11 protein-coding genes are annotated in these 12,195 nt (G+C 27.8%); 7 read left to right on the top strand and 4 right to left on the bottom strand.

From position 1 onward, the window contains the following. Window positions 1-32 precede the first annotated feature (32 nt). Genes dapF through J4863_RS06680 form a run of 6 tightly spaced genes read left to right on the top strand, consistent with a single transcriptional unit; the run spans window position 33 to window position 5,620 of the window. Complete coding sequence (gene dapF / locus J4863_RS06705; protein ID WP_211618019.1) at window positions 33-884, top strand: diaminopimelate epimerase; 852 nt, start codon at window positions 33-35, stop codon at window positions 882-884. A gap of 40 nt (window positions 885-924) precedes the next feature. Next, window positions 925-1,809, top strand: a complete 885-nt coding sequence (dapA, locus tag J4863_RS06700) for a 4-hydroxy-tetrahydrodipicolinate synthase (protein WP_211618018.1) — start codon at window positions 925-927, stop codon at window positions 1,807-1,809. A 4-nt stretch (window positions 1,810-1,813) separates the two neighbouring features. Further along, entirely contained in the window at window positions 1,814-2,269 is a 456-nt protein-coding gene (locus J4863_RS06695) for a GyrI-like domain-containing protein (protein ID WP_211618017.1), read from the top strand. A gap of 23 nt (window positions 2,270-2,292) precedes the next feature. Further along, on the top strand, window positions 2,293-3,294 hold the full coding sequence (locus J4863_RS06690; protein WP_211618016.1) for an aspartate-semialdehyde dehydrogenase: 1,002 nt from the start codon (window positions 2,293-2,295) through the stop codon (window positions 3,292-3,294). A 14-nt stretch (window positions 3,295-3,308) separates the two neighbouring features. Continuing rightward, window positions 3,309-4,874, top strand: coding sequence for an ABC transporter substrate-binding protein/permease (locus J4863_RS06685; RefSeq protein WP_249111491.1), 1,566 nt, complete (start codon window positions 3,309-3,311; stop codon window positions 4,872-4,874). Beyond that, a complete protein-coding gene (locus tag J4863_RS06680; RefSeq protein WP_211618014.1) occupies window positions 4,874-5,620 on the top strand; it encodes an amino acid ABC transporter ATP-binding protein in 747 nt (248 codons plus the stop codon). The genes J4863_RS06685 and J4863_RS06680 overlap by 1 nt, the downstream gene beginning before the upstream one ends. Before the next feature lie 62 nt (window positions 5,621-5,682). Here J4863_RS06680 and J4863_RS06675 read toward each other — a convergent pair whose 3' ends face one another. Beyond that, window positions 5,683-6,996, bottom strand: coding sequence for a cell wall metabolism sensor histidine kinase WalK (locus J4863_RS06675; RefSeq protein WP_211618013.1), 1,314 nt, complete (start codon window positions 6,994-6,996; stop codon window positions 5,683-5,685). Further along, entirely contained in the window at window positions 6,993-7,640 is a 648-nt protein-coding gene (locus J4863_RS06670; RefSeq protein WP_211618012.1) for a response regulator transcription factor, read from the bottom strand. Before J4863_RS06670 ends, J4863_RS06675 begins: the two co-directional genes overlap by 4 nt. Window positions 7,641-7,812: 172 nt before the next feature. Here J4863_RS06670 and J4863_RS06665 point away from each other — a divergent pair, with 172 nt between their 5' ends. After that, on the top strand, window positions 7,813-8,541 hold the full coding sequence (locus J4863_RS06665; RefSeq protein WP_249111490.1) for a phosphatase PAP2 family protein: 729 nt from the start codon (window positions 7,813-7,815) through the stop codon (window positions 8,539-8,541). Window positions 8,542-8,561: 20 nt separating this feature from the next. On the opposite strand, the gene J4863_RS06660 is transcribed toward J4863_RS06665, so the two are convergent. Both J4863_RS06660 and J4863_RS06655 read right to left on the bottom strand, forming a co-directional pair. After that, window positions 8,562-10,259 (bottom strand): AAA family ATPase, encoded by a 1,698-nt coding sequence (locus J4863_RS06660; protein ID WP_211618011.1) that lies wholly within the window; start codon window positions 10,257-10,259, stop codon window positions 8,562-8,564. Window positions 10,260-10,293: 34 nt separating this feature from the next. After that, window positions 10,294-11,991 carry an AAA family ATPase gene (locus J4863_RS06655; RefSeq protein ID WP_211618010.1) on the bottom strand — a complete coding sequence of 566 codons (1,698 nt, stop codon included), beginning with the start codon at window positions 11,989-11,991 and terminating at the stop codon, window positions 10,294-10,296. Between the last annotated feature and the right edge of the window lie 204 nt (window positions 11,992-12,195).

The following is a 12,195-nucleotide window of genomic DNA, read 5'->3' as shown; positions in this document are numbered from 1 at the left end:
AGAGTTAAGAAATCGTTGAGGGAGGAAGAAAAATGTTAAAATTTGAAAAATATCAAGGTACAGGAAATGATTTTGTTATTTTTAGTGAAAAGGATTTAATAGAAAAAGGGATACCAGATTATTCAGAATTGGCTAAGGAAGTGTGCGACAGACATTACGGAATTGGTGCAGATGGAATGATTATCTTGAAATATGTGGCGACTATGCCGTTTATGTTTTTCTTTAATGCTGATGGAAGTCAAGCACCTATGTGTGGAAATGGAATAAGATGTTTTGCGCATTACTTGAAAAATAATGGTATTCAAGAGGAAGACACATTTACTGTAAAAACATTGCCTGGAGATATGATAATTGAAACAAAACAGGGAGAAGATATCAATGATTTTGTTGCAAAAGTGAATATGGGAAAACCGATATTTGAAATAAAAGAATTGATAAACACTGATAAAGATAGATTTTTGAAGGAAAAAATAACTATTGATGGTAAAGAAATTGAAATTTCGTATATTTTTATGGGAACTGACCATTCAGTAATTTTTGTTAATGATTTTGAAGATTTTGATATTGATAAAATTGGTTCAAAAATTGAGAATTTTACAGAATTGTTTCCAAAGAGAGTAAATGTTAATTTTGTAAAAGTAGTTGATAGAAAATATATTGAAGTTGTAACTTGGGAACGTGGAGCTGGAAGAACATTGGCTTGTGGAACTGGGGCGACTGCTTCGGCTGTACTAGCTAGAGAATTTGGATTTACAGATGAAAAGGTAAATGTAAAAGTTCCAGGAGGAATTTTGGTAATTGAGTATGCTGGAGAAAGAAATGACGCGTTTATGACTGGACCAAGTGAAAAAGTAGCTGAAGGACAATACCTTTTTAAAAGATAAATTAATTAATGAATTAATAAATAAATGAAGGGATGATAAAATGAAATTTGAAGGATCTTATGTGGCACTAATTACACCATTTACAGCAACTGGTGAATTAGATGAAGACAAATTAAGAGAATTAGTGAATTGGCATATTGAAAATGGTACGGCTGGAATAGTGCCTTGTGGTACAACTGGAGAAGCTCCTACATTGACATTTGCAGAACATGAAAAAGTTATTAAAATTGTTGTTGAAGAAGTAAAAGGGAGAATACAAGTTATTGCAGGAGCAGGGTCTAATAATACGCATAGAGCAGTAGAGCTTACTAAATATGCGAAAGAATTGGGAGCAGATGCAGCACTTAGTACGTGTCCTTATTACAATAAACCTAGTCAAAGAGGACTTTATGAGCATTACAAAAAAATTGCAGAAGATTCAAAATTTCCAATAATGCTTTATAATGTTCCAGGAAGAACAGGAACAAATATCGAGGCAGAAACTATTGCGAGATTGGCTGAAATTCCAGAAATTGTAGCGGTAAAAGAAGCAACAGGAAGTTTGGAACAAATGATAAAAATTCAAGATTTATGTGGAGATAAAATCGAAATCTTATCTGGTGAGGATCATTTGATTTTACCAATGCTATCAATTGGAGCAAAAGGAGTAGTTTCAGTAATTGCTAATATTATGCCTCAAGAAATGAGTGATTTAATAAGTTCATTCTTGAATAGAAAATATGAAAAAGCATTTGAATTACACAAAAACTTGTATGATTTAAGTAGAAATATGTTCTTAGAAGGAAATCCTGTTACAGTAAAAACAGCGATGAAAATTTTAGGAAGATTAAATAATGATGATGTAAGATTGCCATTAGTAAATTCAGGACAAAAAACACATGATAAACTTGTGAGATTATTTAAAGAAAAAGGAATTTTGGTATAAAAATATGGTATATGAAATTGTTGAATTGGAAGAAAAACAAATAGTAGGAGTTTCGGAAAGAGTAAGAAAAGACGAAACAGAAGTTGAAAAAATAAAAAAACTATGGGAAAAGTTTGTAGAAGAAACACAAAATATTAGAGAATGGGTAAGCTTAGCAACATATTCGGTTTATTTCAATTATAAAAATGATGGAATTTTTGAATACAGTACTTTAATAGGATATGAAGTTGGAAATGGAACAAGTTCTGAATATCATTTAAGTATGGTAGTTATTCCAAAAGGAAAATATGCAAAATTTACACTTAAAGGTAATCCTAAAGTAGAAATTAGTAAATTTTGGGAAAACTTTAGAGAAAATTTTGAAGATAAATTAAATAGAAGTTTTGAATATGATTTTGAAGAACATATTCCTTTTCAAGAAGAAAATGAGATAATAAATATTTATATTTCTATAAAATAAAAAATTACTAGGAGGAAAAATTAATGAGTAAAAAATATAATGTAGCAGTAGTTGGAGCGACAGGATTAGTAGGACAAACATTTTTAAAAGTATTAAAAGAAAGAAAATTTCCAGTAGAAAATTTATATCTTTATGCGTCGGCTAGATCAGCTGGGAAAGTTATAAACTGGGAAGGAAAAGATTACACAGTAATTGAATTGAAAGATGAAAATATTAAAGATGATATTGATGTAGCTTTATTTTCAGCAGGAGGAGGAATTTCTAAAGAATTCGCACCTAAATTTAGAGATAAAGGTGCTGTAGTAGTTGATAATAGTAGTGCTTGGAGAATGGATAAAGATATTCCTTTAGTTGTACCTGAAGCAAATCCAGAAGCATTGAAAAATCACGGAGGAATTATTGCAAACCCAAATTGTTCAACAATTCAAGTAATGCCAATTTTAAAAGTATTGCAAGATAAATATGGATTAAAAAGAGTAGTTTACTCAACTTATCAAGCAGTTGCAGGAGCTGGGAAAAAAGGATTGGATGATTTAGAAAATAATTTACAAGGGAAACCATCGACAAATTTCCCTCATCAAATAGCTTTTAATGCATTGCCACACATTGATGTATTCTTGGAAAATGGGTATACAAAAGAAGAAGAAAAAATGATAAACGAAACTAAAAAAATATTGAATTTGCCTGATTTAAAAGTTACAGCAACTTGTGTTAGAATTCCAGTTAAATTTGGACATGGAGTTTCTGTAAATGTTGAATTAGAAAGACCTTTTGAATTAGAAGATGTAGTTAAAGCATTTGAAGAAAAAGAAGGTGTAATCGTTCAAAATGATGGTAAAAACAAAGTTTATCCAATGCCAATAACAGCACAAGATACTGATGAAGTTTATGTTGGTAGAATTAGAAGAGACGATACTGTTGATAATGGATTGAATTTATGGGTAGTTGCTGATAACATTAGAAAAGGTGCGGCAACAAATACAATCCAAATTGCTGAAACATTAATTAAAGAAGGAGCATTATAAGAATAAAAATGAGAATGAACAAGATAAAAAGTAGATTAGTAGTATTCTTAATTTTTATGTTGACATTCGTAACAGGATATAGTGCAAGTAATGAAATTAAAGTAGGGATGGAGTGTGGATACGCTCCATTCAACTGGTTTCAAGACACGAATAAAAATGGTGCAGTTCCAACTAATGGTGGATACTGTGGTGGTTACGATGTTGAAATAGCTAAGGTTATAGCTAAAAAATTAGGGAAAAAATTAGTAATAGTAAAAACAGAATGGGATGCTTTATTAGGTCCAGCATTGACATCTGGGAAAGTTGATTTGGTAATAGCTGGTATGTCGGCAACACCTGAAAGAAAACAAAGTCTATTATTTACCAAACCGTATTATGAATCAGATTTAGTAGTAGTTGTTAAGAAAAATGGAAAATATGCAAAAGCGAAATCAATTAATGATTTTTCGGGAGCAAGAATTACAGGACAGTTAAACACGTTGCATTATGATGTAATTGATCAAATGAAAGGTGTTAGTAAACAGACTGCAATGGAAAGTTTTCCAGCGATGATAGTTGCTCTAAATTCTAATAAAATTGATGGATATGTGTCAGAAAGACCAGGAGCGATGGCAGCTCAATATTCAAATCCAAATTTAACATTTATATCATTTAATAAAAATACAGGATTTAAGTATGAAACTTCAGAAGTAAATGTTGCGATTGGGATGAAGTTAGGGAATACAGAATTAGAAGAAAAAGTAAATAAAATACTTGATCAGGATTTGACGCCAAAAGTTAGACAAAAAATAATGGAAAAGGCAATAAAAACACAACCTGGAAATACTTCAAGATCATTTTTTGGATGGGTCGCATTTTTTATTCAAAAAAACTGGCATCAATTTGTTAAAGGGACAATTATGACACTATTTATTTCATTAACAGGAACTGTAGTTGGATTCTTGATTGGGATGGTAGTTGCGTTGTCAAGACAAGTAGAAGCTGAAACTGATCATAGAACTTCTAAATTTAAAAAAGTTGGATTTTATATTTTAAATAAATTTTTTGCGATATATATTGCGGTGTTTAGAGGAACGCCTATGATGGTGCAATCAATGGTAATTTATTATGGATTGTCACAAGTATTTGGATTAAATTTATCACCGATTGTGGCTGCGTTGTTTATTGTTTCGATAAATACTGGAGCCTATATGAGTGAAATTATAAGAGGTGGAATTGATTCGATTGATAAAGGGCAATTTGAAGCTGCAAAAGCAATTGGAATGACAAATTTCCAAACAATGAAGAGTATAATTTTCCCACAAATGTTTAGAAATATTTTACCAATGATTGGAAATGAATTTATTGTAAATATTAAAGATACATCTGTGTTGAATGTAATCAGTGTTACAGAATTATTCTTTATTTCAAAATCTGTTGCGGGAACATATTCGAGATATTACGAAGTGTTTATTATAACAAGTGTGATTTACTTCTTCTTAACATTTACATTATCACTACTTCTAAAACAACTTGAGAAAAAAATAGATGGGCCTCAAACATTTGAATTTTTAGAAGAAGTTGAAGAAGGAGAAAAATAATGTCAAGTAAACAAAAAGTAATAGAAATTAAAAATATAAGAAAAGATTTTGGGAATAGAACAGTTTTAAAAGATGTAAACTTTAATGTGCACGAAGGAGAAGTTGTGAGTATCATTGGTTCTTCTGGAAGTGGAAAATCTACGCTTTTAAGATGTATAAATTTACTAGAAACGCCTACTAGTGGACAAATTTTGATTCATGGGAAAGATGTGTTGAGTGGAGATGTTCCTTTAGTTGAATTGAGAGAAAAAGTTGGAATGGTTTTTCAGCAATTTAATTTATTCAATAATTTAAGTGTTCTAGATAACTGTGTCATTGGACAAATGAAAGTTTTGAAAAGAACTAGAGAAGAAGCTGAAAAAGTTGCAAAAGAATTTTTAGGAAAAGTTGGAATGTCAAGATTTATCAATGCAAAACCAAGCCAAATTTCAGGTGGTCAAAAGCAAAGGGTCGCAATTGCAAGAGCATTGTCAATGGAGCCAGAAGTACTGTTATTTGATGAACCAACATCAGCACTGGATCCTGAAATGGTTGGAGAAGTTTTAAAAGTAATGAAAGATTTAGCTCAAAGTGGACTTACAATGATTGTTGTTACACATGAAATGGATTTTGCTCACGATGTTTCAAGCAGAGTAGTTTTCATGGATCAAGGAATAATTTTGGAAGACGATAAGCCAGAAATTATTTTTGAAAAGCCAAAACATAATAGAACGAAAGAGTTTTTATCTAGAATGTTGAAAAAATAATAAATTATTTTACATAAATAATTTCAGAGTGGTTGTAGCCACTCTGTTTTTTTTTGTTATTTTTATTCTTCAATTTCAACTTTTTTAAATTCCATTCTCACATTAACTCCGTCTTTTCTATTTTCCAAATAAATTTCTCCATCATTTAGCAAAATAATATCTCGTATAATAGAAAGTCCAAGTCCTGCTCCTTTTTTTGCATTTTTTCCTTGAAAATTACGATTAAATATTTTTTTCTTTTCTTCTTCAGGAATTCCTTCTCCGTAATTTCTTACGATAATTTTGATTATTTCACTTTCTTTGGCAATTAATTCAATATTTCCATTAGAATATTTTATACTATTGTCAATCAATCCACGCAAAACTTCTGAAATTAAGTTTTTATCAACAAAAATGTTAACATTATCATCAGATTTTACTAAAATTTCTCTTTCGATATTCAAAAGTTCATAATCTTTTTTTATTTTTTCAAAAAGTTGTTTTACATTGATAATTTCTTTTTTAATAGTAATTTTTTCAAGATTGGAACTTAAAAATAGCGTATTTATAATTCTTTCAATATTTTTTATTTCGATATCCATGTTTTCAATAGCTTCTTCTAACAATTTTTCGTCATCTTTTCCCCATTTTAAAACATCCAAGTATCCTTTCAGTATGGAGAGTGGGGTTTTCAATTCATGTGATACATCAGAAGAAAATGTTTTTTGACTTTTGATAATTTCCTCTTTTTTCTTAAAAGTTTCATTCAAAACATCAATTAATTCTCCAATTTCGTCATCTCTTGTCTTTGTCAATTGAGCGTCGATATTGTGATTCCTCATTTCTATACTTTGAGAAATTATATTTGTTAAAGGGTTTAATACATTTTCGGCTACAATTTTGGAAATTACGATAATCGAAATTGTAATTAAAACAAACATTAAAAGCATAACATACAAAATTTCGTGTGCTTCCATAAATTTAAAATTTCTTATTGCATAATATTTTGTATTGTTCACAGTGTAAATTCTTTTGTAGACAAATCTGTCCCATTTTGTTTCAAGTTTATTCGCTTCAATCTTTTTAAAATCCGAACGATTTTCGTCGTCCGTTAAATAAATGAAATTCCCATTTTTTTCAACTGCAAGAGAAATATATTGTTTGTCTGCATAATCGTAATTTTTATAAGTTTCTTTCAATTTATCAGTTGTAACATTATTTAATTTTTTGATAGTGGGTAAAACTAGCTTGTCCATTTCCTCAGTTTCGGCTTCAACAGCTTTATGAACTAAAAATATAGTCATTCCTAAAATGATTATAAATGAAATAAAAGCTAGACTTATTGTATTTGCAAAAATTATTTCATCTTTTATTTTTTTTGATTTTATTTTTTTCATATTTTTAAAATGTATCCAATTCCTCTCACAGTTTTAATTTTTTCTTTTCCTAATTTTTTTCTGATTTTTTTAATCGTACTGTCAAGCAGATTGTCACTTGCTTCCCAATCCCATATTTTTTCAACAATTTTATCTCGTGAAACGATTTCTTCTTTATTTTCAATCAAAAGTTTAACCAGTTCAAATTCCGTTTTTGTCAATAAAATAGGCATTTCTTCCAAATAAACAGAATAATTTTCTGAATTTAATCTTAAAGTTTTATAAACGATTTCAGAAATTTTATTTTTTCTAATATTTATATCAATTCTTGCTTCAAGCTCAAGAAAATCAAAAGGTTTCGTAACATAATCACTTGCTCCAGATTTCAGTAAATCAACTTTTTCTTCAATGTTATTTTTCGCAGAAACAACGATTATTGGAACTTTAGATATTTTTCTAACGTTTTTACAGACATCATTCCCTTCCATCAAAGGAAGCCCCAAATCCAAAAGCATCAAATCATAAAAATCCCTCTTGTTATCAATTTCATTCAAAGCATCAATTCCATTTTCGATTATCGTAATTTCATGATTTTTACGCTCCAACTGCAATTTTAAAATTCTTGATATTTTTTTATCATCTTCAACAACTAATATTTTCCCCATTATTCTTTTATTTTTTTCCTTTCTAAAAATTTATTCAGTTTAAATTCATTTAAAAATTTATTTTTTATGGTATTATAAGCTATATTAAAAATATTATATCCTAATTTTGGAAAAATAAAAAGATATAAATCAAATAAACTAATAATTTTTTTATAAATACAAAGAAGGAGAAGTGATACAATTGAAATTAACAAATTATATTTTTTCTGTAGATAAGTTCTTTTTTAAACATTTATCATATACTTCAGAGTCAAGTATTTTTCGCCATTCAGAAATTACTGAAAAATTTTTTCGTTTTATTACTAAATTTGGAGAAGGATATTTTGAATTGTTGCTTACAGTTGTATTGCTATCATTCTTTTTAATCAATAAAAAGAAATATAATTATTTAAAAAAATATATTTTAGCAGTAATTTTTACTTTGCTTTCTACTCAAATTACAGTGAATGTAATGAAAGTTCTATTCGCAAGAGCAAGACCGTCGATAACTGTAAATCCTGATAAGTTTTATGGAATTATGACTTTGATTAAAAATACTTCATATTGGAAAGGAAGTTATGTATCTTTTCCATCAGGACACACAATCACTATTTGGGGAACAATTTGGATTTTATCTTTTATCATAAAAAGTAAAGCAATAAAAATACCGTTATTTGTCTTAGGAATTTTAGTAGGAATAAGCCGTATTTATTTGTTGCGTCACTGGACAACTGATGTTGTTACAAGCATTATTCTTTCATATTTTATTGCAAAATTTGTTCATAAAAAAATTTTTGGAAATAGAGAAAAAGATACAAAACCAAGTTTCATTCCATATTATAGAAAATTAAAAATACGTCTAATATTTATGTTTTTACATAAAAGACGTATTTTTTTGAAAATTTTTGAGATGAAAGAATAATGATATTTTTTATTCATTAATCATTCTCTCTCAAACTTTACCTCAAATTCTTTCCCAAAAAACGCAATCCCAATTTTTAAAACTTTCTCAATTCCAGCGTTTTTTAGTACTGAAACATATTCTTTTTCTTCAATTTGCTTTAATGCGATTTTACATTCATTTTCAAGTTTTTCATGAATTTTATCGCTATTTAAATTTTCTGAATTCTTTAAAATTTTTAATTCAAAAATAATGCCTTCTTTTCCATTTGAAATATTTTTAGGTTTCAAAAGTAGATCATATCTACCTTTTCCAGCAAAGCCATTCGATGTAATTTCATATTCGTTTCTTAAAATCAAAATTATTCCAAGCATAAGTCCATGATAAAATTGCTCTTTGTAAGTTCCGCTGACATCGAAAATACCTGTATTTTCGAGTAAAATTTTATTTAATTCAAACTTAAATTTTTCGATATCTCCATTTTTTAATGCATTTGCAAATTTTGAAAAATTATTAGAGTTTCCAAAATAAACATCAATAAACATTTTTGAAAACATTTTTAAAATTTCTTCATTTGGAATTTTTAAGTAGACTTCTTCATTAATTTCATCGTATTCTTTGGCTAAAGTCAAATAACCGCTATGAAAAAATAGATTCCAAATATTTTTCTCAAAATCAGCTTCTAGATTTCCAAAAGTCATGCTGTCATTAATCGTTTCAAAAATTTCTTCTTTATTCAACAATTTTGAAAAATCTTCAAAAATTTCATCTTTCAATTTTTGTAAATATAGATGAATTAAGCCATTTCCACTTGTATTTACCCAATAAGCTCCGAGTCTTTTTTCGTCCAAAAAATTAATAATAGACCACGGATTATACACTTTTGTATCGCCAAATAAATATCCGTTGTACCATTTTTGAACATCTAATAAATCGTATTCTAATCCAAAATCTTTTAGAGCATCTTCCACTTCAGTTTCTAAAATTCCAAAATATTCTGTAAAACGTTTATTAAGAATACTATGAACTTTTATATTATTCAACCCTGAAAAAATATTCTCTTTCGCAACTCTTAAAATACCCGTCATAATCCCCATTTCAAGATATTCATTGTCTTTCAAAACCAAACCATAAAAACTTTTGAAAAAACTAATTGCTTTGTCGTAATAGCCTTTTATGTAAGAATCTATTATCGGTTGGTCATATTCATCAATTAAAATTATAACTTTCCTTCCGTAATATTCATACAAATATTTTGATAAATTAAGGAGAGTTATTTCCCATTCGACTGAATCAAGACCTCGTCGAACAGAATTAAATTCTTCAGTTTCAATATCATCCATTTTTTCTGTCAAAAATTTGTAGTCTCCATACAATCGCTTTATAACACTTTTAATGCTTTTAAATCCATTTTCCCAATTTTCTTCATCATAATTTCTAAACGAAATCGAAATTACTGGATAATTCCCTTGTTCTGAAAAATATTCACTTTTAGAAATATTCAAACCTTCAAATAACGTTCTGTTTTCTTCTTTGTTTTTAACATCAAAAAAATATCGTAACATTGATATATTCAACGTTTTTCCAAATCTTCTTGGACGAGTAAATAATTTTACTTTTGAGCCATCGTCTAAAATATTTTCAATAAATTTTGTTTTATCGAAGTAGTAGTAGTTTTTTGTAATGATTTCCTTGAAATCAGATACACCGATTGGTAGTCGTTTTTTTCTAATCTTCATAATAATCCTCCCTTTTTTTATAATTTTACTTTAATTATTCTCTTTCATACTTTATCTCAAATTCTTTCCCAAAAAATGCAATTCCAATTTTTAAAATTTTCTCAACCCCAGCATTTTTTAGTACTGAAACATATTCTTTTTCTTCAATTTGCTTTAATGCAATTTTACATTCATTTTCAAGTTTTTCATGAATTTTATCACTATTTAAATTTTCTGAATTCTTTAAAATTTTTAATTCAAAAATAATGCCTTCTTTTCCATTTGAAATATTTTTAGGTTTCAAAAGCAAATCATATCTGCCTTTTCCAGCAAAACCATTTGACATAATTTCATATTCGTTTCTTAAAATCAAAATTATTCCAAGCATAAGTCCGTGATAAAACTGTTCTTTGTAAATTCCACTGACATCGAAAATTCCAGTATTTTCTAGTAAAATTTTATTTAATTCTAGTTTAAATTTTTCAATATCCCCATTTTTTAAGGCATCTGTCATATCTAAAAAATTATCGGAATTTTTAAAATATATTTCAATAAACATTTCAGAAAACATTTCTAGAATTTCTTTATTTGGAATTTTTACATTTACATTTTTTTTCATCGTATCATATTCTTCTGCTAAAGTTAAATATCCGCTGTGAAAAAATAGATTCCAAATATTTTTTTCAAAGTTAGTTTCCAAATTTTCAAAGGTCGTATTGTCATTAATTCTTTTTAAAACCGTTTCCTTTTTTAATAATTTTGAAAAATCCTCAAAAATTTCATGTTTCAATTTTTGTAAATATAATTTTATCAAGCCATTTCCACTTGTATTTACCCAGTAAGGCTTCAATTTTCCTTTCTTTAAAAAATTAATAATTGACCACGGATTGTATACTTTTGTATCGCCAAACAAATACCCGTTATACCATCTCTGAACGTCACTTAATTCATATTCTAAATCAAAATCTTTCAAAGATTCTTCCACTTCATTTTCTATAATTCCAAAATATTCTGTAAATTCACTATCCAAAATCGTGTGAACTTCCAAATTATTCAGCCCTGAAAAAATATTTTCTTTCGCAACTCTCAAAATACCAGTCATAATCCCCATTTCAAGATATTCATTGTCTTTTAAAACTAAGCCATAAAATGTTTTGAAAAAACTAATTGCCTTGTTGTAATAACCCTTTATGTAAGAATCTATTATCGGTTGGTCGTATTCATCTATCAAGAGTATGACTTTCTTTCCGTAATATTCGTACAAATATTTTGATAAATTCAAAAGAGCCTCTTGCCATTCTGCTTCATCTTCCTTTAAGCAAATCGCGTCAAAATCTTTTGAATCAATGTTATTCAAATTTTCTCTTAAGAATTGAAATTGATTGTACAGTCGTTTGATTTCTTTTTTTAGTGTTTTAAATCCATTTTCCCAATTTTCTTCATCATAATTTCTAAACGAAATCGAAATTACTGGATAATTCCCTTGCTCCTCAAAATATTCACTTTTAGAAATATTTAATCCATCGAATAATTTTCTATTTTCCTCTTTGTTTTTAACATCAAAAAAATATCGTAACATTGATATATTCAACGTTTTTCCAAATCTTCTTGGACGAGTAAATAATTTTACTTTTGAGCCGTCGTCTAAAATATTTTCAATAAATTTTGTTTTATCAAAATAGTAGTAATTTTTTGTAATGATTTCCTTGAAATCAGAAATACCGATTGGTAGCCGTTTTTTCCTAGTTTTCATGATGCTCCTCCCTTTTATATCTTTTTTTAATTTTATCAAAAATATAAATCGGTTGTCAATGATATTTAGATACTTTCAGAAGATTTGTAACAGTAAAAATTATTAAATATAAAATTAAGAAAAATTTTCAATTAATTAATTGTTTTTTTTTTTTTTTTATGTTATACTAAGGTATAGCTAACTTAAACTATATAATTTTATTGT

The sequence above is a fragment of the Leptotrichia sp. oral taxon 221 genome (genome assembly GCF_018128245.1).
GTDB lineage: Bacteria > Fusobacteriota > Fusobacteriia > Fusobacteriales > Leptotrichiaceae > JABCPH02.
The sequence above is the reverse complement of the archived record's forward strand: the minus strand, read 5'-3'. Positions and strand labels throughout refer to the sequence as shown.